This is a genomic window from Lysinibacillus sp. IITD104 (assembly GCF_036698265.2).
GTDB classification, from domain to species: Bacteria; Bacillota; Bacilli; order Bacillales_A; family Planococcaceae; genus Lysinibacillus; species Lysinibacillus boronitolerans.
In genome coordinates this window covers 1,437,868-1,457,971 of record NZ_JBAHYH020000001.1, presented here as the reverse complement: position 1 = coordinate 1,457,971, position 20,104 = coordinate 1,437,868, and the positions used below count along the sequence as shown (strand labels likewise).

Annotated in this window: 23 protein-coding genes and 2 other annotated features; of the genes, 1 reads left to right on the top strand and 22 read right to left on the bottom strand. The window is 38.8% G+C overall.

The features are described 5' to 3' along the window. Nucleotides 1-21 precede the first annotated feature (21 nt). Nucleotides 22-555, top strand: a complete 534-nt coding sequence (locus V1L66_RS07375; protein WP_333004833.1) for a transcription repressor NadR — start codon at nucleotides 22-24, stop codon at nucleotides 553-555. Between the two features lie 132 nt (nucleotides 556-687). On the opposite strand, the gene V1L66_RS07370 is transcribed toward V1L66_RS07375, so the two are convergent. The 22 genes from V1L66_RS07370 to V1L66_RS07265 all read right to left on the bottom strand — a co-directional run bounded on the left by V1L66_RS07370 (nucleotide 688) and on the right by V1L66_RS07265 (nucleotide 19,717). Next, on the bottom strand, nucleotides 688-1,080 hold the full coding sequence (locus V1L66_RS07370; RefSeq protein WP_036075808.1) for a thiol-disulfide oxidoreductase DCC family protein: 393 nt from the start codon (nucleotides 1,078-1,080) through the stop codon (nucleotides 688-690). A 24-nt stretch (nucleotides 1,081-1,104) separates the two neighbouring features. Then, nucleotides 1,105-1,983, bottom strand: a complete 879-nt coding sequence (pheA, locus tag V1L66_RS07365; RefSeq protein WP_036075807.1) for a prephenate dehydratase — start codon at nucleotides 1,981-1,983, stop codon at nucleotides 1,105-1,107. A gap of 165 nt (nucleotides 1,984-2,148) precedes the next feature. Then, complete coding sequence (locus V1L66_RS07360) at nucleotides 2,149-2,604, bottom strand: ACT domain-containing protein (protein WP_004226679.1); 456 nt, start codon at nucleotides 2,602-2,604, stop codon at nucleotides 2,149-2,151. 24 nt (nucleotides 2,605-2,628) lie between these two features. Continuing rightward, the gene (gene obgE / locus V1L66_RS07355; protein WP_016991894.1) at nucleotides 2,629-3,918 is read right to left on the bottom strand and encodes a GTPase ObgE; all 1,290 of its coding nucleotides are present in this window, start codon (nucleotides 3,916-3,918) and stop codon (nucleotides 2,629-2,631) included. A gap of 5 nt (nucleotides 3,919-3,923) precedes the next feature. Further along, nucleotides 3,924-4,451, bottom strand: coding sequence for a Spo0B domain-containing protein (locus tag V1L66_RS07350; protein ID WP_016991893.1), 528 nt, complete (start codon nucleotides 4,449-4,451; stop codon nucleotides 3,924-3,926). Nucleotides 4,452-4,630: 179 nt separating this feature from the next. Beyond that, nucleotides 4,631-4,930, bottom strand: coding sequence for a 50S ribosomal protein L27 (rpmA, locus tag V1L66_RS07345; RefSeq protein WP_024363181.1), 300 nt, complete (start codon nucleotides 4,928-4,930; stop codon nucleotides 4,631-4,633). Beyond that, nucleotides 4,927-5,283 (bottom strand): ribosomal-processing cysteine protease Prp, encoded by a 357-nt coding sequence (locus tag V1L66_RS07340; protein WP_333004847.1) that lies wholly within the window; start codon nucleotides 5,281-5,283, stop codon nucleotides 4,927-4,929. Before V1L66_RS07340 ends, rpmA begins: the two co-directional genes overlap by 4 nt. Before the next feature lie 16 nt (nucleotides 5,284-5,299). Beyond that, complete coding sequence (gene rplU, locus V1L66_RS07335; RefSeq protein ID WP_004226667.1) at nucleotides 5,300-5,608, bottom strand: 50S ribosomal protein L21; 309 nt, start codon at nucleotides 5,606-5,608, stop codon at nucleotides 5,300-5,302. Nucleotides 5,609-5,622: 14 nt separating this feature from the next. Then, nucleotides 5,623-5,700, bottom strand: a sequence feature (ribosomal protein L21 leader region). A 45-nt stretch (nucleotides 5,701-5,745) separates the two neighbouring features. Then, nucleotides 5,746-6,357, bottom strand: coding sequence for a stage IV sporulation protein FB (locus tag V1L66_RS07330; RefSeq protein ID WP_333004850.1), 612 nt, complete (start codon nucleotides 6,355-6,357; stop codon nucleotides 5,746-5,748). Next, nucleotides 6,347-6,901 (bottom strand): peptidoglycan DD-metalloendopeptidase family protein, encoded by a 555-nt coding sequence (locus tag V1L66_RS07325; protein WP_036075799.1) that lies wholly within the window; start codon nucleotides 6,899-6,901, stop codon nucleotides 6,347-6,349. The genes V1L66_RS07330 and V1L66_RS07325 overlap by 11 nt, the downstream gene beginning before the upstream one ends. A 94-nt stretch (nucleotides 6,902-6,995) precedes the next feature. Continuing rightward, a complete protein-coding gene (gene minD / locus V1L66_RS07320; RefSeq protein WP_004226660.1) occupies nucleotides 6,996-7,793 on the bottom strand; it encodes a septum site-determining protein MinD in 798 nt (265 codons plus the stop codon). A gap of 1 nt (nucleotide 7,794) precedes the next feature. Further along, complete coding sequence (gene minC / locus V1L66_RS07315; RefSeq protein ID WP_036075798.1) at nucleotides 7,795-8,463, bottom strand: septum site-determining protein MinC; 669 nt, start codon at nucleotides 8,461-8,463, stop codon at nucleotides 7,795-7,797. Nucleotides 8,464-8,490: 27 nt separating this feature from the next. Continuing rightward, nucleotides 8,491-9,015, bottom strand: a complete 525-nt coding sequence (gene mreD, locus V1L66_RS07310; protein WP_004226656.1) for a rod shape-determining protein MreD — start codon at nucleotides 9,013-9,015, stop codon at nucleotides 8,491-8,493. After that, on the bottom strand, nucleotides 9,015-9,929 hold the full coding sequence (gene mreC / locus V1L66_RS07305) for a rod shape-determining protein MreC (RefSeq protein WP_258859794.1): 915 nt from the start codon (nucleotides 9,927-9,929) through the stop codon (nucleotides 9,015-9,017). The genes mreD and mreC overlap by 1 nt, the downstream gene beginning before the upstream one ends. Nucleotides 9,930-9,942: 13 nt before the next feature. Continuing rightward, entirely contained in the window at nucleotides 9,943-10,962 is a 1,020-nt protein-coding gene (locus V1L66_RS07300) for a rod shape-determining protein (RefSeq protein WP_004226654.1), read from the bottom strand. 581 nt (nucleotides 10,963-11,543) lie between these two features. Beyond that, on the bottom strand, nucleotides 11,544-12,215 hold the full coding sequence (gene radC, locus V1L66_RS07295; RefSeq protein WP_176408531.1) for a RadC family protein: 672 nt from the start codon (nucleotides 12,213-12,215) through the stop codon (nucleotides 11,544-11,546). A gap of 33 nt (nucleotides 12,216-12,248) precedes the next feature. After that, a complete protein-coding gene (locus tag V1L66_RS07290; RefSeq protein WP_036075793.1) occupies nucleotides 12,249-12,842 on the bottom strand; it encodes a nucleoside triphosphate pyrophosphatase in 594 nt (197 codons plus the stop codon). 98 nt (nucleotides 12,843-12,940) lie between these two features. Next, the gene (locus V1L66_RS07285; RefSeq protein ID WP_333004857.1) at nucleotides 12,941-13,585 is read right to left on the bottom strand and encodes a hypothetical protein; all 645 of its coding nucleotides are present in this window, start codon (nucleotides 13,583-13,585) and stop codon (nucleotides 12,941-12,943) included. Between the two features lie 166 nt (nucleotides 13,586-13,751). After that, nucleotides 13,752-15,002, bottom strand: coding sequence for a folylpolyglutamate synthase/dihydrofolate synthase family protein (locus V1L66_RS07280; RefSeq protein WP_333004859.1), 1,251 nt, complete (start codon nucleotides 15,000-15,002; stop codon nucleotides 13,752-13,754). After that, the gene (locus V1L66_RS07275; protein WP_333004889.1) at nucleotides 14,999-16,279 is read right to left on the bottom strand and encodes a folylpolyglutamate synthase/dihydrofolate synthase family protein; all 1,281 of its coding nucleotides are present in this window, start codon (nucleotides 16,277-16,279) and stop codon (nucleotides 14,999-15,001) included. Before V1L66_RS07275 ends, V1L66_RS07280 begins: the two co-directional genes overlap by 4 nt. A gap of 134 nt (nucleotides 16,280-16,413) precedes the next feature. Continuing rightward, entirely contained in the window at nucleotides 16,414-16,812 is a 399-nt protein-coding gene (locus V1L66_RS07270; protein ID WP_016991882.1) for a hypothetical protein, read from the bottom strand. Nucleotides 16,813-17,077: 265 nt separating this feature from the next. Next, complete coding sequence (locus tag V1L66_RS07265) at nucleotides 17,078-19,717, bottom strand: valine--tRNA ligase (protein ID WP_333004861.1); 2,640 nt, start codon at nucleotides 19,715-19,717, stop codon at nucleotides 17,078-17,080. An 80-nt stretch (nucleotides 19,718-19,797) separates the two neighbouring features. Continuing rightward, nucleotides 19,798-20,056 (bottom strand) — a binding site (T-box leader). Between the last annotated feature and the right edge of the window lie 48 nt (nucleotides 20,057-20,104).

The window sequence follows — 20,104 nt, the reverse complement described above, 5'->3', positions numbered from 1 at the left end:
TACGAGCAGGGGTGATCTCTTATGAAAAAAATGTTAGGCGAAGAACGCCGACTGCAACTATTAGCGCAATTAAAAAAAAATAAAGCACCTATAACTGGGACAGACTTAGCTAAGTTCGCCAATGTTTCTAGACAAGTAATCGTCAATGATATGACTTTATTAAAGGCAAGAAATGAGCCTATTATTGCCACAAGCCAGGGCTATCTTTATATGCATCAAGAACAAATACAGCAAACCGTTGAACGAACATTCCCTTGCTTGCATACATCAGAGCAGACAGAAGATGAATTAATGACGATTGTAGACTGTGGTGGAACCGTCAAAAATGTCATTGTTGAACATCCGATATATAGTGAACTGACAGCCTCAATCATGGTATCCAACCGTCATGAAGTGAAACAATTTATCGAACGTGTAAATGCAACACAGGCCAATTATTTATCTGCTCTCACTGGTGGCATTCATTTACATGTCATCACAGCACCCTCTGTTGAAGTTTTAACATTAATTGAGCGAGCTTTACAAAAAAAGGGTTACTTAGTGACAGATCAATGAATAGCAAAAGCACCGTCTGAAAATTAATTTCAAACGGTGCTTTCTGTTTTTAATGCAGGTATTGTGTCGTTAAGCATGGGTATTTCTCTTTTCACCGCAGCTATTGCTCCCTTAAAGGCGGCAATTTCCCTATCAGGATAGAAATCTTTGTCGTTGATCGGGCGTAGGCAATAGGCATTCACTTTTTTTCCCAAACAAACGATAGCGTTGCTTTGCAAATAAGCGATACAACGCATTGCGAATAAATGGTGGTACAAGGATGAGGGCATAGAAGCAAGGCCACAATCCATCAAATTTACGGCATATGTTTAACGCAGCTGTAGATTCAACAGACACTTTCCCTTGTTCAATAAGAATTACACTATCTATATTCTTTGGTATATGATATTGAGCGAGAAGCGATTGACCAATCTCGCTTTGCAACGATGCAAATTGAAAATAGCCAGCTTGATCATGTTTGATGATAAATTGAACAGTGCTATCACAAAAATTACATACACCATCAAATAAAATAATACCACCCATTACAATCCCTCCACTTTCAAGTTATTATGCTTCGTCTGATGTTACATACGTAAAATAGGTACCCAATGACTTTACTTTGCAGCCTAGCGCAGCTAATTCTTCCATTGCACCACGCATCATTGGTTCCTTTTCATCTGCTAATACATCAATCATAAAGAAATAATCGCCTAAACCTGTTTTTAATGGACGTGATTCGATTTTACTTAAATTCAGCTGACGCCATGCAAAAACAGAAAGCACCTGATGTAAAGCACCTGAACGATCTGTTGGTAGGGTAATCATAAACGTTGTTTTTGCTTGCCCGTCTGACAGTTCTTGTGGCAACCGTTTATTTTGCTTAGAAAGTACAAAGAAACGTGTATGATTAAAATGGAAATCATGGATATTTTGCTCAACTATTTCAAGGCCATACTTTTCCGCTGCTGCTGCATTGCCGACTGCTGCTATACACTCTTGTGGATTCTCTGATACATATTTTGCTGCTGCTGCAGTTGAAGTTGTTTGATGTAATGGTACATGGCTAAAACGATAAAATAAATATTTATGACATTGAGCTAGTGCGTGCGGATGAGAATAAACGCCTTCGATTGACTGCCAATGATCCTTTTGCGCTTTATTGACCATTAAATGCTGCTGAATTTTCAGCAATAACTCTCCAGTTACATAAAGTGTTGCCTCATGGAATAAGTAATCTAATGTTAATGATACAGAGCCCTCTAGAGCATTTTCTAGCGGCACGACAGCTAAATCTACCTTTCCCTCTGCAACAGCCTCTATACATTCTGGAATCGTGGCACACGGTACGAGCCACTCATTTGGAAAAGTAGCCTTTGTTGCTAAGTATGTAAATGATGCTTCTGGTCCTAGATAGGCGATTCGATTTTCCCATTGTTGCTTTGTCATTGCAAATACCTCCTTTATGGCACAATAAGGAGCAGTCCCTCGTGATGAATCTCTTTTGGGACAGCTCCTTATTTGAGCTTTGTTATCGTATCTTTAACCATTGGGCTTATACAACACGATGTTTGTCATTTTGTCAAAAATTAAAGGATTGAACACTCACTGTGATTATAATGCTCCAGAACTAATCACTTCCGCAGATTCTACAAAATCTAAGCGTTTTAATTGCTGGATAAGATCATCAAGATCACAGGTCATGCTTGTTACATCTAATGACAATGTAACATTTGCACGTCCCTGAATAGGGATTGTTTGATGAATCGTTAAGACATTACAATGTGTAATTGTCACAGTTTCTAAAAGCTTGGCAAGTGTTCCTTTTCTATCTTGAAGCTGTAAAAAGACTGTTAAAATGCGTTCCTGCACAATTGAATGAAAAGGAAAAACCGCATCACGATATTTGTAAAACGCACTTCGCGATAAATCCACCTGCTTTACCGCATCCCAAATGGAAGATACTGAACCACTTGATAGTAAGTGTTTCGCCTCCAAAGTTTTTTGCATTGCATCCGTTAAAACATCCTCACGAACTAAATAATATCGCTGATTCGCAACATTCTTCATACGCTTCCCCCTAAAACTCATGTCTTAATCGACAAATTCAAATTCAAACTCTTGTAGGCGTACTGTATCGCCGTCCTGTGCTCCACGCTCACGTAGAGCCTCATCCACACCCATTGCACGCAATTGACGAGCAAAACGACGTATACCATCTTCACGGCTGAAGTCTGTCATTTTAAATAAACGCTCAATTGCATAACCACTAATAATAAATGTACCGTCATCATCACGTGTGATTTCGAAATCTTCACCTTTTGCCTCATGCTTGTACATTACGGTTGCGTCTGATTGCTCCTCTAGATCATCATATAGCGGGAATTCAGGCGTTACTTCTAATAGATCAGCAATGGCAAACAGAAGCTCTTTTAATCCTTGACGTGAAACAGCAGAAATTGGGAAAATTTGTACATCTTCTCCTACCTTCTGACGGAATGCTGTTAAGTTCTCTTCTGCTTCTGGCATATCCATTTTATTGGCTACTATAATTTGTGGACGCTCTGTTAAACGAAGATTATATTGTTTTAGCTCTTCATTAATTGTTAAATAATCTTCATATGGATCTCGACCTTCCATCCCTGACATATCAATGACATGAACGATTACACGTGTACGTTCGATATGTCGTAAAAATTGGTGACCTAATCCAACTCCTTGATGTGCTCCTTCAATAAGCCCAGGTAAATCAGCCATCGCAAAGCTTCGATGATCATCCGTTTCAATCATGCCTAAGTTCGGTACAATTGTTGTGAAATGATAAGCACCAATTTTTGGCTTAGCTGCGGAAACAACAGATAAAAGTGTTGATTTACCAACACTTGGGAAACCAACTAACCCTACATCTGCTAATACTTTTAACTCTAATATAACATTTAATTCTTGTCCTGGCTCACCTTTTTCAGAAAGTTCTGGCGCCGGGTTGGCAGGTGTAGCAAAGCGAGAATTACCTCGTCCACCTCGGCCTGCTTTCGCAATAACTGCTCTTTGCCCATGCTCGACTAAGTCTGCAATAACGGCATTTGTTTCTTCATTCATAACCACTGTGCCTGGTGGTACTTTAACAATTAAATCCTCCGCATTTTTACCATGCATGCCTTTACTCATCCCATGCTCGCCACGAGGTGCTTTAAAATGGCGTTTATAGCGGAAATCCATTAATGTTCTTAAGCCCTCTTCTACTTCAAATACGACGTTACCGCCATGTCCACCATCTCCACCAGCTGGACCACCATTGGGTACATATTTTTCTCGACGAAAGGCAACCATACCATCTCCGCCGTCGCCACCTTTAACATAAATCTTTACGTGATCGACAAACATTTAATTCACTCCCTATTTGCACTCAAGACATATTGCCAGCGTGTAGTTGTCTGCTCAATTGTTTGAATGTCGAATTGTTTCAAACCTTTTTCGGTGAATGCATCAGCACTCCATAACCCATTTAGCGTGAATGTCACGGCAAATGTATGATCGTCAACACGTACATCAAGCGTTAGGATCTGCTCTGTAAATGGATCTAATGTATCATAAACATGCATAACTGTTTTGTTTAAATAATCTACAACTTCCTGATCAATATCATTGGTCACAGGCTTTTTTATCTCACCGTTTAGCTTCCACGCTAATGATGGGTAACGCCATCCTGCTGTTTGAAGCCATTCAATTGTTTGTGGTAATTGTAGTCGATTGAGGATAGAAAACACTCGTAATTGTTCTGAATAATGTTGAATAAGTTTTTTCGATTCCTCGATTCTACCTAAATCTAAATTCATGCGAATCAGTTGCAGTTGATTCACATAATCATGATTTGCAAAACGTAATACTTCACTAATGGTTAGTGATTGATTGTTCATCCCATTCACTCCAATAAAGTTATCCTTACTAGTATAACAAGTTTTGCTGTATTTTTCCCTTAATTCTTTAATCAATTATACCTTGGTGTCATTGCGTCCAAAATCGGCTGTGTTGAAATTTAGCCAAAAAAAGGACTGCAATAAATGCAGTCCTCCGCTTTATGTTATCTTATAAAAGATTAAGCTTCTTGTGTTGCTGGGTATACAGATACTTGTTTGCGATCGCGACCTAAACGTTCGAATTTAACAACGCCGTCAACTTTAGCAAATAGTGTATCGTCACCACCACGACCTACGTTTGTACCTGGGTAAATTTTTGTACCGCGTTGACGGTAAAGAATTGAACCACCAGTTACGAATTGGCCATCAGCACGTTTAGCACCAAGTCGTTTAGACTCAGAGTCACGTCCGTTTTTAGTAGAACCTACCCCTTTTTTCGATGCGAAAAGTTGAAGATCTAATGCTAATAATAATTTCATCGAGTTCCACCTCCTACTTGGTTGTAGTTGATTTGGATGTATTGTCCGTAATTTTGCACCATAGAATACACTTGGGCAGTCATTACTTGAACAATTAACTGTAGTTTTGCATCTACTTCAGGCTCTAAATCTGATGGTAAATCTACCTTGAGATAGCCTCCACCTTCAGCAGCTTGTTCGATTTCTGGTTGAATTTGTAATAATGCATAAATAGCATTTACTGTACCAATGGCAACAGTTGATGCTCCTGCACATACTAAATCCTTACCAGATTCATCATAACCAGCATGTCCTGAAAATTCGAATGCTGACACATGTCTATTTTCATCGTGATGAATCGTAACTTGTATCATTCGCTATACCTCACAATTAAGCGTTGATTGCTTCAACAACTAATTTTGTGTAAGGTTGACGGTGACCTTGTTTACGACGGTAGTTCTTTTTAGCTTTCAATTTGAAAACAACGATTTTTTTCGCACGGCCTTCTTTAACAACTTTAGCTGTTACAGTAGCGCCTTCTACGAATGGAGCGCCAACTTTAACGTTTTCGCCACCTACGAATAATACTTTATCAAAAGTTACAACCTCGTCAGCTTCTACGCCTAATTTTTCAACATAGATTTCTTGACCAGCTTCTACTTTGACTTGTTTACCACCAGTTTCAATAATTGCGTACATTTTACTGCACCTCCTCTTAGACTCAGACTCGCCTGTTTCATAAGGTGATCTTACTAGACACTTAAACCTTTACAGAGCGGTTGTAGTAGCACGGGTGCTACAAACAATAACATTAAAATATTACCACATGATTTTTTTCAAGTCAATCTATTCATAACATATTTTTCAAAGGCCACTCGATATTTTCGATAACGCCATTCTTTCAATACTTGCAACCAAATGAATAAATTTATGATGGCTAAAAAAATAGATTGTGGCAAGAACTTGAAAGTAACTAGTAATAGTATAGTAGCTATGATGAAAGATAACCAATAATAAAGCTCAACAATAGGAGCTCTTGGATATTTTAAAAATAGCCCGGCTAACAATATCCTTCCACCATCTAACGGTATGATGGGTACAAGATTTACAGCCAATAACACGAATTGTACATTTATAAGCTTAGTAGCGAGTAAATTAGGCATAAAAAAAGCGAGGCCAATCCCAATAATCGTAGCGATTGGTCCTCCTAATGCAATCCATAGGAGTGACGAAGCTTGCACAACCGCTGGATTTTCAAATTGAATTTCTCCCCCGTATGGTGTAATTACGCAGGATTTCACCTTTACTCCGCACATTACTGCCGCAACTAAGTGACCTGCCTCATGCCACAGTAATGAAAATAGAATAATCGCGTAATATGCTAATTGACCACTAAAAATCATGACAAATACGAGAGGGATACACAAAAGATGTAATTTAATCCTCATTGGTCTCCGAGGTCTCAAGCCATTGTACAATTTGCTCTAAATCAAAATGGGCATCTCCCTTTTCGATGGACACATAAAGTTGACCCGCTTCTTTCATGCCAATTAAATCATTTGCTTGAATAGATGTGTAGGGTAGTTGAGCTAAACTATCTAACATACCATAGGAAACAGTTGTACCATCTTCATAGCTGATGGTCATGGTCTTACCTGTGTATTTTGTATGGCCAGTAAAAACGACTAACCCATTCTGACCAGCATAGATGGGTAAGCCTACATCATATTGCAAAAGATAGCCTTCTTTAAATACTTGGGCATTCGCAAATGTTAAAAGATCTGCTTGCCCTACATCACTAGAAACCATGATGGTCTCTTTTTCTTTCTCGAACCAGCTTTGACCGAGCTCACTTAAATACGTTAAATCAGCAGAGGTTGTTACAAGCTTCCGAACAGGGGTATCCACTACGCCCTGATCCTCTAAACGAATTACAAGCATAATTGCTGCCACAAGAAGTATCGTGACGAACCATTTCCATTTTTTAAACAAGCCCTCATCCTTTTTTCCTCACTATATGTGACTGCATGTCCAAACATGCACAAGAAAAAAACCTTCTCGTACACTCGCACGAAAAGGTTTTAATTTATTTTGAGAAAAGCGCTTTAAGTTTGGAAAACATCCCTCTTTGCTCATCTTGAATAGCCATTAATGGCACGGACTCACCAAGGATACGACGGGCAATATTTCGATAGCCCAATGACGCTTTATTTGAAGGGTCCATCACAATTGGTTCACCTTTATTAGAAGATGAGATAACGCCTTCACTGTCTATAATAATGCCTAATAAATCAATTGATAAATGAGTTGTAATTTCATTGACATCCAGCGTGTCACCGCTCTTCATCATATGTTGTCGAATACGATTAATGATGAGCTTAGGTGCTGTGATCTCCTCCTGCTCCAGTAAACCGATAATTCGATCAGCATCACGAACAGCAGAAATTTCAGGTGTTGTGACTACAATCGCATGATCTGCACCTGCAACAGCGTTACGATAGCCTTGTTCAATTCCCGCAGGGCAATCGATTAATACATAATCATAGTCTCTTTTCAATTCCTCTACTAAGCTCTTCATTTGCTCAGGGGTAACAGCATTTTTATCTGTTGTTTGAGCAGCAGGTAATAAAAATAGTTTTTCGTCTACGCGTTTATCCTTAATCAATGCTTGATGAATTTTACAGCGTCCCTCCACCACATCAACCAGGTCATAAATAATACGATTTTCAAGGCCTAAAATCACATCTAAATTACGTAGGCCAATATCTGTATCCACTAAACATACTTTTTTACCTTGTAGAGCCAATGCAGTCCCAAGGTTAGCCGTTGTCGTTGTTTTACCGACACCGCCCTTACCAGAAGTTATGACGATCGCTTCTCCCACACTAGCTTCCTCCCTTAGACACATTTAACAATGGTCGAATATTTTTTAAGGCATGAATTTGATCGTACGTAATGCGTCCATCGTAGCCAATAAATGCACAAGTCATTTCTACTTGATTTATCGCTTTTACATGTTCATCTGACATTACCTGAACTTGATCGGCAATCATGATATGCGTAGCTTCAAATCGAGATGCTGCAATGATTGCTTCTTTATTGCCTTGCACACCCGCATGTGCAATCCCTTTAAGTCTACCTAGGACATATACATTACCTCCAGCCTCAACACGACCGTTTGGATTCACATTTCCTATGATGGTAATGTCTCCTGATGAACGCAGAATTTGTCCTGATCTGACCACTCCTATATATGTATCTTGTTGGCTTTCAAACATCTTCTGGTTGCTTTCGTGGACAGTCAGTACTTCACTTTGCACCTTCGATACAATAAGCTGCTCTGTTTCTTCAATAATTTTTATAAGTTCATTTAATTGTTCTTCAGTACAGTATCGATAGCCTAAGTATAATTGTACATCAACTTTACCATCGATACCGCCCTCTAAAACCTTATTCTTTAATTCTTCCACTAGTTCACCATACGCACATTGGTCGTCTAGGCGTAGTACAAAACCGTCCTTCGTTCCCTTCATATTAACTAACTGTTTTTTCATGAATGCCTCACCTCACGTTGTTCTTTGTTAAGAAACCTCACGTGCTCTCTGTAAGACACGCGCATTAATTAGATACTTGAAGGCCCAACCAAGAATCATTAAAAATAAAGCATTCGCAATGATTGTTGGGAGTAGTCGTGAACGTAAGAAATCCGCTAAAGGAATTGCTGTAAAATCGATTAGGAAAAAGAATTGATAGAGAATAAATTCTAAAATCGCTACTAGTACAACTGAAATTGTAGTTGTTACAACTAAGTGCTGATGTATAACTTTCACGATAGACCCTGCCAAAAAACATATAAGTGGATAAAGTACGGAATATAATCCAATAATATCAATGTAAAACACATCATACAAGACACCAAAAAAAAGTCCATACATTACCGCTCGTTGACGGCTGTAATAGATGGATATAAAAATTAGGTATAAGATTAAAAAACGCGGTACCAAAAAATAGACTTCCCCTTTAATTTCAATCGGGGAAAGCATAGCAAATTCTGGTTCTAACAGGAATAGTAAAACCGCCACAGAGGGAATGAGAAATCGAACCATCACTCCGCCTCCTCTTTACTCGCCTCTTGCGGATTCGATAAATCCTCATTCGTTGCGTTGCCATCTGAGCCATCAATAACTGTTGATGTGCGCTTAGCAATCACAACATGTTCTAAAATTGAAAAATCAGCTGATGGTTTGACATAAGCCATTTTTGTTAAGCCATAATCATCTGTACTAACCTCTGTAATTTCTCCGATTGGGACACCTTTAGGGAAAATACCACCTAGCCCTGAAGAAACTACTAGCTCGCCTTCTTTCACCTTCAAGCTAGAATCGATTCGCTTCATAATGAGATCATTACGTTCTTCATCAAAGCCCTCGATTAAACCGTATGCTTCTTTTTCTCCTAGCACCATCGCAGATACACGATAGTTTGGATTATTTGTATTTAAAAGCTCTACCTCAGATGTGAAAGGTGTTACTAGTGTAATTTTTCCCACTAACCCTTTCGCCGTCATAACTGCCATATTTTTTTGGACACCATGAGAAGATCCTTTATCTAAAATAATTTTCTCTTCCCACTGATCAGGATTTCTAGCAATCACTGTTGCATGAATTGGATTAAATGCCTTCAAGCTCTCGGTTTTATCCAATAGCTCTCGAAGCTTGTTATTTTCTGATTTTAAATCCGTTGCTTCAGCTTGTACAACTGCAAAATCTTCTAAGCGTGCTTTTAAACGTTTATTTTCTTCGTACGTGTTTAAGAGGGAGTCAATACTATTAAAAATACCATTAATATAATTCGCCGGCTTCGCAACAATGGATTGCGCGACGCCGACCGTATCTTTAATAATTTGCTCTGGTAAAGTTGCATTCGTCCGATCACGTAATGAGAAGCTAATCAATGCCACAAGAAAAACCATGCCTACGAGCAGCAAAATTACTTTCTTATTGAAAAAAAAGTGTGGCATTGCCTAAACCTCCTTACCCTTTAACTTGTTGTTGACGAATTAAGTCGATATGATCTAATGCCTTACCTGTACCAATTGCAACACAGTCTAAAGGATCTTCTGCGATGAATACTGGCATATTTGTCTCTTGGCTGATTACTTTGTCTAAGTTTGTTAACAGTGCACCACCACCAGTTAATACAATACCGCGCTCCATTACGTCAGCAGATAATTCTGGAGGTGTTTGTTCTAATGTTTTACGAACACCGTCAATAATAGAGGCAACCGCTTCACGCAATGATTCAGAAATTTCCTGTGAAGAGATTTCGATTGTTTTCGGTAGACCTGTTAACAGGTCACGTCCTCTAATATCCATTCGTGCTTCTGGTCCTTCTGCCAATGCTGTACCGATTTCCATTTTTACGGCTTCCGCTGTACGTTCACCAATTGTTAAATTATACGTTTTACGAATATACGAGATGATGGATTGATCCATCGCATCCCCACCAACACGTACAGATTCACTTGTTACAATACCACCTAAAGAAATAACGGCTACTTCTGTTGTACCACCACCGATATCAACAACCATTGAACCAGTAGGATCCCACACTGGAAGATTTGAACCGATTGCTGCTGCAAATGGCTCTTCGATTGTGAATGCCTCTTTTGCACCTGCTTGTCGTGCTGCATCAATAACAGCACGCTGTTCAACGGATGTAATGCCATAAGGCACACAAATCATCACATTCGGCTTTTTCCAATTGCCTCCCGAGTTTTTACATGCTTCTTTTAAATAATACTCGATCATTGCTGTTGTAATATCGAAGTCAGCAATAACCCCATCTTTCATTGGACGAATCGCTACGATTGAGCCAGGTGTACGACCAATCATATTTTTCGCATCATTACCAACGGCAACGATATCCCCTGTTTTTGTATTTTTTGCTACAACTGAAGGTTCACGTAATACGATTCCCTTTCCTTTAATAAACACTAATGTATTCGCTGTGCCGAGGTCAATCCCGACATCTTTGCTTCCTAGTCCAAACAAATTGTGTACTCCCTTTCTATATAAGCCATACTTTCGTTGACATCCAATATATTTGACGACAATGTATAGGAAATTGAATTGTGTAAATACACAATTGACTCCTTTCAAAGTCCATAACATCTGTCAAAGTTTTTTCATCTTCATCAGTTGGTGGTTTACACCCTTGAAAAAACTACACACTCATTCACCTCACCACCAATTTCGATGGGAGTCCTCCCTGAAATAAAGATAAAATTCATACCGTTCATTATAACGGAAAAACGCAAGAATTTGTAGTATCACATACTTCATCTCACAGAAAAGATACTATTTTAATTCCCTCTTAAACTAAAAATAGTACGTATAGATTAGCATATAATTTTTATTCTCATAAGACAATGTGTATCAGGCTACCAATTTTTGTGAAGATAATTGCTTTTCTATGAATACATTAACGTTATGTAAGAAAAAAGGTTCTCCAATATACCACAAAAAAATACAAAATTTTTATGACTGATTGTAAATAAGGTCATTATAGCAATAAAATCTTCAATACAACAAAATGAATTCATCATAAAAAACTCTGCATATTGTATGCAGAGTTAAAAATATCCTTTTTCCTTTAAACTAATATATTGATGATCGCCGATAATAACGTGATCAATTAACTCTATCCCTATAATATAGCCTGCTTCAACAATTCGCTTTGTTACTTCAATGTCCTCTGTGCTTGGTGTTGGTACCCCACTTGGATGGTTGTGGGCACATATAATGGAAGCGGCAGACCTTTTGACAGCTTCTCGATAAATTTCCCTTGGATGAACGATGGAGGCGTTTAAACTGCCAATAAAAATCGTCTGCTTATGAATAATTTGGTTTTTAATATTCAAAAAAAGCACAACAAAATGCTCCTGATTAAGCGAAGTCATATCAGGCATTAAGTAAGTTGCTGCATCTTGAGGAGAACGTATTGTGAATTTCTCATCATTATGTTTTTGAGCCAGTCTTCTACCAAGTTCAATGGCAGCTATTAATTGAATGGCTTTCACCTCACCGATTCCTTTAATAGCCACCATTTCTTCGATGGTTGCGTGCTTCAAATGATGGAGTCGTTCAAAAACATTTAATACCCTGTTTGCAAGAACAAGCACAGATTCTTCCTTTGTACCTGTCCTCAATAAAATAGCGAGTAGCTCTTGATTGGATAAACTTTCAGCCCCTTGTCGTAATAGCCGTTCACGGGGGCGATCCTCTATATTGACATCACGTATCATCAAAGTTGGTAAAGCGTCTTCCAGCAAAAATATTCACTCCTTCGCAAATTGGACTATCTGTAGATCCACCAATTGCGAAAACAAAGCTGCAAGTGGTAGACCTACAACATTGTTATAATCTCCTTCAATTCGTTTAACTAATAGTGTGCCAATCGTTTGAATGCCATAACCACCCGCTTTATCAAAAGGATCTCCTGAATCTACATAAGCTTCGATTAATTCCTGCGATAGGCGGTGGAAAACAACTGTGGTTTCTTCCACAAAGGTCGTTTCCTTTCCATTCGGTTCGATTATGGCGACGGCTGTCATCACACTATGTTTGTTATTTGACAAACGTAATAAGTGAGAAATAGCTTCCTCACGCGTCTTTGGTTTATGTAGTAGCTCTTGATTGTAAACAACAATCGTATCTGCACCAATAATCGTGGCATTAGCTGCTTTTTTGGCTACATCACGCGTCTTCAATAAAGCTACTTCTTTTACATAATCCTGCATTGTATTAGCTTGTACACTTGTTTCTTCCACTTCACTTGTCAAGACTTCAAAGGGAAGCGCTAGCATGCTTAGCAATTCCTTGCGCCTAGGGGAAGCAGAAGCAAGGACAAGCTTATGATTTGTTTTCAACATTATCTGATCATTCCTCCTTATCCTTATGATACAGAAGAATGGACAATTTGAAAATTTTCAAAAAAACAAGATAATGATGATTTCGCTATTATTTGACGTTAAAATTTCACCTGAAGACACGTATTTTTAGATTGATAATGTGCAAAAACATGCAGACGAATGATGTTGATATCGTTGGAAATAGTAGAGGCCGCTGCTCCAATGGACTGCCAATCCTCTGGTAGTGTTGAGTCCTTGCCATTTTCCTTAAAATTTAATTTTGCTGCATTTTTATCTGCTAAAGCAGTTGGGATTTCTGCAAGGGTCGGCTCTTTACAGCTTTCACCACTGATGCTAAATGCCTTTTTAAAGGTAGCAGGGTCCTGTAAAAATTGGAGCTGACTTTCCTCCGTCACCATGCTTGTCCAAACATAAAACTTGTCATCAACTTGAACAATCGCGCTCTCTTTTAAGGCAGGATACTCAGCAACAAATGAACTAGCGCTCTCATAGTTTGAATACACGCCAGCCTGGCTAGCATAAAACATTGATGCATTAGATGTATTGGTTGTCTCACCGGCAGTTGGAATCGTTTCTGTTTGTGATTGATTATTTGCCACTTCACTGCCATTTTTCTTTAATGGTAACTGTGTACTGGCTTGTAAAACGCCCAAAAAAATGGCTACACCTAATAGACCAACAAATCCACCAATAATCATTGCTCGAAATATTTGTTTTTTCATCACATGACTTACAATTTTCATTCAACTATCACCTCATCCTTCCACCTATCTATGCACTAGTAACGTTGCCAACTTCATATGGTATAAGTATATGTAGATTCCGAAGGGTAAATGCGAATTTATTATTTTTTGATAAAGGCTCCTTTATAAAAAAAACTAGGACTCACTATCAAGAGTCCTAGTCGTTTCATTGTTTTAATCTATTACGAACCTCTGTTAATAAATATAACGAGCCTGATACAATGGTTCTTTGCTGTCTATATGATTGTGCCTGTATAAAGGATGCATAGTCAACCAAGGTTGTTTTCGATGCTGCATGAGAAAGTTTGACCATTTGATGGGCTGGCATTGCTCGTGAATTAGCAAAATCAACGAAGTAAAAATCATCACTCACCTGCTCTAAAAGCCTGAGAATCTGCTGAACATCTTTATCTGCTAGTATGCCAATGACAAATGTTATCTGCTCATTTGGATATTCACACTGGATCGTTTCTACTAATTTTTCGGCACTTGCAGGATTATGTGCACCATCCAAAATAACGAAAGGCATTATTTCTTCAAAGCGTCCCAAAATAGAGGCCTTTTGCACAGCTTGACGAATAGCTGTTTTATCCATAGACACGCCTAATACTGACGCCACTTCGAAAAAGGCTGTAATGGCGAGTGCCATATTGTTCCCCTGATGTGCTCCCTTCATAGAACGAGTTAGGTTCGCAATTTGGAACTGCTGTACGTCATTCGTATAGCTTTCTCCATCAGTTGTCGGCTTTATGGCAAAATGCTTACCTAATGCAAATAGCGTGGCTTTTTTTTGATTGGCTACTTCATCCACAACACGCATCGCCTCATCTGGCAAATCACCAATAATAACTGGACGTTGTTGCTTAATAATACCTGCTTTATGGTGAGCAATGCTTTCAAGCGTATTCCCTAAAAACTTTGTGTGTTCTAAAGCAATACTTGGGATAACAGAGACAATGGGTGTTACCACATTTGTGCTATCCAATAAGCCACCCATTCCCGCTTCAATCAGTGCTATATCCACCCTGCCATTCACAAAATGTAAAAATGCCGCCACCGTCAGCAATTCAAAATCGGTTAGTTTACTACTAAGCCCAGCCTCATGCATCTGTTGAAAAACTCGATCCATTTCAGCTTCTTTAATAGGTTGACCAGCTATTTGAATTTGGTCATGAACATCTACGATACAGGGTGACATAAATTTGCCCACACGTAAGCCATGTTCTTGTGCAATAGCCTCTAGAAACGTTAACGTAGAGCCTTTGCCATTTGTGCCTGCTAAGTGGACGACATGCAAAGTTTGTTCAGGATTACCCACTAATGATAAAGCCTCTTCAATCGCTGTAAGACCTGGTTTAATTACATCATCACTTTTAACCTGCCATTTCTCTTTATAATGATCAAAGTTTGGGATCATTGTCCTTCCTCCTGTAGCCACTGTCGAGCTTGTGCTATAAAGTATAAAGAGCCTGTTATGACAATAATATCCTCTTTATGGCGTCCTTGTAATATAGTTTGAAGGCTTTTTAGCCACTCTGTATGATATGTTTTATTGGCATGTGTCGACAACTTCGCTAAGCTTTCAGCAGGCATTGCATTCGGTAGGTCTATTTGTGTAAAAGTGATCGAGGTGGCAACAGCATCCATTAGTTCTATACTGTTGGCATGATCCTTGTCTGCTAATGCCGCATAAATAAAGTGATAATTGTTTCTTGGATAGACGTTTTTTAGTGTTTGGATAAGAGCAGCTGTACCCTCGGAATTATGAGCACCATCTAGCACAATTTGATTCGGCCATTGCTCGAAGCGACCTGCCCATTGCGCACACTGTAGACCCTGACAAATAGAATCATCAGCAATGGCAATTGCCCCCTGTTCACGTAATGTTAGCATGGCTGTGATGGCCAAACTTGCATTATTTATTTGATGTTGACCAGCCATTTTTAATGGTACATCCCTCATCAAGACATGAGCCTTTTCATATGTAAAGTGCTGATAGTCAGTGCTCTGCCAACTATTTGTCACCGTGAAGCCTTGTCCTAAAACAAAGCATGATGCATGTCGTTCCTCTGCAGTAGCTTTAATGACAGCCAATGCCTCCTCATTTTGAACGCCTACAACAACTGGGATGCCTTCTTTGATGATACCAGCTTTTTCAGTGGCAACCTTTGCGAAGGTGTCACCTAAAAAGGCTGTATGCTCTAGCGAAATCGTTGTAATAATAGATAAAAGCGGCCTTACGACGTTTGTCGCATCCAAACGTCCTCCAAGCCCTGTCTCAATAAGTGCTATATCTACTCCTTCATGTGCAAAATATTGAAACATAATCAATGTAACTACCTCAAAAAAGCTTGGAAAATCGCCATTGTAGTGCTCTTCTATAATTTTCGCAAGTTTATTGAAATAGTAGAGAAATTGCTCATCTGAAATTTGGCGGCCGTTAATGGTCATACGTTCATTGACTCGCTCTAAATGCGGAGACGTAAATGCCCCTACTGTGTAGTCTGCATGTTGTAGCATTTCTCTTAATGCGTTCACCGTAGAGCCTTTACCGTTTGAACCTGCTACATGGATTACTCTTAGCTTGTTGTGAGGCTCATCTAAATGTCCTAGTACTTCACGCATAAGGACAAGTGGTGCACGTTTATGATCAACTGCTTTTAATGTAAAAATAAATTTTGTACATTCGTTCATTGTGTGAAACAAAATAAACACTCCCTCTTACTGCAATATCTTTATTTTAGTACAAGTAACGTTTAATAACATAGCAAAATGGTAAAATACAAAAAACACGCAGCTAGCGACTGCGTGTTCATATTAATATTATATTAGTGTACCTTGTGAGCACCTAATAAAGCACCCATATTGTTTAAAATAGTTTTTGCATCACTATTTAATAACGGATGTACATCTGGACGTTGCACTAATTCAAAAGCGTTTTTTAACGTTCTTTTTAGCATAGATATATCAAAGTCTGAGCAATACTCATTAATTTTTTGGATTGTTAATAAATCAGTCCTTGATAATTTAATGCTATCCTGCTGAGGATTACTATTTGCTAATATGTGCTTAATAAGGACACGGCCACTTGTATTCAATAAACGATAATACTTTGCTTCGGATAATTTTAAGAGATTCGTTTCGATCAATACTCTCGCGCTTACAAAGTCTAGTTCATCACATGCTTTGTTGACTTTTGTAATAATGGTTGCAATATTTCCTGACATTCCCAACACCCCCATTGGCTCTTATTTTTTTAATGAAAAAGACTGTCTATCTAAAAAAACCGTCCATTCTCCCAAGCTTTTTTCACGGCTAAATAATACGGAATTAGGTTTTGTTTCCTACCAAATCAACCCTGCACGACATCTATTAGTCTGATTTATTTTAAATAATACTATATATTTTTTCCTAATACAATGCATATCTTTAGATCTATAAAAAAAAAAGCAATGGATGACTTTTTCGTCATCCACTGCTTCAACTTTACATTTATTTCAATTCTTCTAAACGTTTTAACACAACTGCATGCTTGCTTTCATAATCTGCTAATTTCTCACGTTCTGCGTTAACTAACGCTTCCGGCGCTTTCGATACAAACTTTTCATTCGATAACTTACCTGTAACAAGCTTCACTTCTTTTGCCCATTTCTCTAATTCTTTTTCAAGGCGAGCAATTTCTTCCTCTAGATTGATCAGTCCAACAAGAGGTAGGAAAACCTGTGCTCCTGTCACAACAGCCGTCATTGATTGTCCTGGAGCCTCTAAACCTTCACCAATTGTTAAAGTATCAGGATTACAGAATTTTTCTAAATATGCTTGATTCTCTTCAAGTACAGCTGCTGTTGCTGCATCTTTCGCTGAAATAAACAACGGTACTTTTTTGCTCATTGGGGTATTTACTTCCGCACGAATATTACGTACTGAACGTATAATATCCATTAGGAGCTTCATATTATCTGCTTCATCAGCAAAATGAAGATCTTTACGTACTGTTGGCCATGCTGCCACTGTAATAGATTCACCTTCATGTGGTAAATGCTGCCAAATTTCTTCTGTAATGAAAGGCATAAATGGATGTAATAGACGCATTGTTTGATCTAGTACGTAAGCTAAAATAGAGCGAGTTGTCTTTTTAGCTGCTTCATCCTCACCGTAAAGAGGTAATTTTGCCATTTCAATATACCAAGAACAGAAATCATCCCAAATGAAATTGTATAATTCACGGCCAACTTCACCGAATTCATAACGCTCTGCAAGAGAGGTAACGCGTTCAATCGTTTCATTTAAGCGCGTTAAAATCCATTTGTCAGCTACTGATTTTTCACCAGTTAAATCGATCTCATCATATGTCATACCATCCATATTCATAAGCGCAAAACGTGATGCATTCCAAATCTTATTGGCAAAGTTCCATACTGCTTCAACTTTTTCAGTTGTATAGCGTAAATCTTGACCAGGTGATGAACCAGTAGCTAAGAAGTAGCGTAATGAATCTGCACCGTATTGTTCAATGACATCCATTGGATCAACACCATTGCCAAGTGATTTACTCATTTTACGCCCTTCACCATCACGTACTAAACCATGAATTAGCACATCTTTAAATGGACGTTGATCTGTAAACTCAAGACCTTGGAAAATCATTCGAGAAACCCAGAAGAAAATAATATCATAGCCTGTTACTAATGTATTTGTTGGATAATAACGTTTATATTCTTCATTTGCTTCATCTGGCCAACCCATAGTAGAAAACGGCCATAGTGCTGAAGAGAACCATGTATCTAGTACATCTTCATCTTGCGTCCAGTTTTCTGCATCTGCTGGGGCTTCTTTACCTACGTATATTTCGCCTGTTTCATTATGGTACCAGGCTGGGATTTGATGGCCCCACCATAATTGACGAGAAATACACCAATCGCGTATATTCTCCATCCAGCGGGAATATGTGTTTTCAAAACGAGCAGGAACAAAGTTTACTTTCCCTTCTTCGTCCTTTTGCAGCTCTAGGGAAGCATCAGCAAGTGGTTGCATTTTAACGAACCATTGTGCTGAAAGATATGGCTCAACAACAGCACCAGAACGTTCAGAGTGTCCTACTGAATGCATATGCTCTTCAATGCGAATTAACACACCTGCTTCTTGTAAATCAGCAACAATTTGCTTGCGGCATTCGAAGCGATCCATTCCTTTATATTTGCCAGCAAGATCATTCATTGTGCCGTCTTCATTCATTACTAGAATGCGCTCTAGATTATGACGATTACCAACTTCAAAGTCGTTCGGATCATGGGCTGGTGTCATTTTTACAACCCCAGTACCAAATTCCATATCAACGTACTCATCAGCAACAATTGGAATTTCACGACCTACAATCGGTAAAATAACGTTTTTACCAATTAAGTGCTGATAACGCTCATCGTTCGGGTGAACAGCTACCCCAGAGTCACCAAGCATTGTTTCGGGACGTGTTGTAGCAACTTCTACATAGCCAGAGCCATCAGCTAATGGATATTTCATATGATAGAAGGCACCTTGCACATCCTGATAAATTACCTCGATATCAGATAATGCTGTTTTTGCTGCTGGGTCCCAGTTGATAATACGTTCACCACGATAAATTAAACCTTTTTCATATAACTGAACAAAAACTGTTTTTACCGCATCTGAAAGACCTTTATCTAGCGTGAAACGTTCACGCGTATAGTCTAATCCAAGACCAAGCTTTGCCCATTGATCACGAATATGTCCAGCATACTCTTCTTTCCATTCCCATGTTTTTTCAAGGAATTTTTCACGTCCTAAATCATAACGTGTAATATTATCCTCACGCAGCTTTGCTTCTACTTTTGCCTGTGTTGCAATACCTGCATGATCCATACCTGGCAACCAAAGGGCATCATAGCCTTGCATGCGTTTCATACGGATGAGGATATCTTGTAATGTTGTATCCCAAGCATGGCCAAGGTGTAGTTTACCTGTTACGTTCGGTGGTGGAATAACGATTGAATAGGGCTTTTTCCCACTTTCAGGCTGCGCCTCGAAAAACTTCCCTTGTAACCACCATTCATAGCGACCAGCTTCAATGGACTGTGGGTCATACTTAGTTGGCATTGAAATGTTTTCTGTCATATTGACTCCTCCTATTGTTTGAAAACTGTAGGTAAAGAAATGCTGTTCATTTTTTACCCAATAAAAAAACTCCTCTCGTCTAAAAGGACGAAGGAGTTTTAGTTCGCGGTACCACCTTTAATTCCAGCAGTGGTTAAGATAAATGTTCAATGACATATTTTCTCAGCCTACCCTACTGGCTCTCAATTCGGTAACGGTGTTTAACCGGCTTTAACTACTATTAGTTCACTAAAGCTGCTCAAGGGCTACCTTCAATTCCGTACAAATAGAAACTTCACAGCTACCGTTTCTTCTCTGAAAATGTAGACAAAATTTACTCTTCCCTATCATAGCATCTGTATTTGATTTTCCTAATTGTACCGCAGGATCGTGTCATTTTTCAAGTGA

Coding starts and splice junctions, on each gene's coding strand:
- V1L66_RS07375 (WP_333004833.1), top strand. CDS start 22: ATGAAAAAAATGTTAGGCGAAGAACGCCGACTGCAACTATTAGCGCAA.
- V1L66_RS07370 (WP_036075808.1), bottom strand. CDS start 1,080: ATGGGTGGTATTATTTTATTTGATGGTGTATGTAATTTTTGTGATAGC.
- pheA (WP_036075807.1), bottom strand. CDS start 1,983: ATGACAAAGCAACAATGGGAAAATCGAATCGCCTATCTAGGACCAGAA.
- V1L66_RS07360 (WP_004226679.1), bottom strand. CDS start 2,604: ATGAAGAATGTTGCGAATCAGCGATATTATTTAGTTCGTGAGGATGTT.
- obgE (WP_016991894.1), bottom strand. CDS start 3,918: ATGTTTGTCGATCACGTAAAGATTTATGTTAAAGGTGGCGACGGCGGA.
- V1L66_RS07350 (WP_016991893.1), bottom strand. CDS start 4,451: ATGAACAATCAATCACTAACCATTAGTGAAGTATTACGTTTTGCAAAT.
- rpmA (WP_024363181.1), bottom strand. CDS start 4,930: ATGAAATTATTATTAGCATTAGATCTTCAACTTTTCGCATCGAAAAAA.
- V1L66_RS07340 (WP_333004847.1), bottom strand. CDS start 5,283: ATGATACAAGTTACGATTCATCACGATGAAAATAGACATGTGTCAGCA.
- rplU (WP_004226667.1), bottom strand. CDS start 5,608: ATGTACGCAATTATTGAAACTGGTGGTAAACAAGTCAAAGTAGAAGCT.
- V1L66_RS07330 (WP_333004850.1), bottom strand. CDS start 6,357: ATGAGGATTAAATTACATCTTTTGTGTATCCCTCTCGTATTTGTCATG.
- minC (WP_036075798.1), bottom strand. CDS start 8,463: ATGAAAAAACAGTTAGTTAATATGAAGGGAACGAAGGACGGTTTTGTA.
- mreD (WP_004226656.1), bottom strand. CDS start 9,015: ATGGTTCGATTTCTCATTCCCTCTGTGGCGGTTTTACTATTCCTGTTA.
- mreC (WP_258859794.1), bottom strand. CDS start 9,929: ATGCCACACTTTTTTTTCAATAAGAAAGTAATTTTGCTGCTCGTAGGC.
- radC (WP_176408531.1), bottom strand. CDS start 12,215: ATGATACGTGATGTCAATATAGAGGATCGCCCCCGTGAACGGCTATTA.
- V1L66_RS07290 (WP_036075793.1), bottom strand. CDS start 12,842: ATGTTGAAAACAAATCATAAGCTTGTCCTTGCTTCTGCTTCCCCTAGG.
- V1L66_RS07285 (WP_333004857.1), bottom strand. CDS start 13,585: ATGAAAATTGTAAGTCATGTGATGAAAAAACAAATATTTCGAGCAATG.
- V1L66_RS07280 (WP_333004859.1), bottom strand. CDS start 15,002: ATGATCCCAAACTTTGATCATTATAAAGAGAAATGGCAGGTTAAAAGT.
- V1L66_RS07275 (WP_333004889.1), bottom strand. CDS start 16,279: ATGAACGAATGTACAAAATTTATTTTTACATTAAAAGCAGTTGATCAT.
- V1L66_RS07270 (WP_016991882.1), bottom strand. CDS start 16,812: ATGTCAGGAAATATTGCAACCATTATTACAAAAGTCAACAAAGCATGT.
- V1L66_RS07265 (WP_333004861.1), bottom strand. CDS start 19,717: ATGACAGAAAACATTTCAATGCCAACTAAGTATGACCCACAGTCCATT.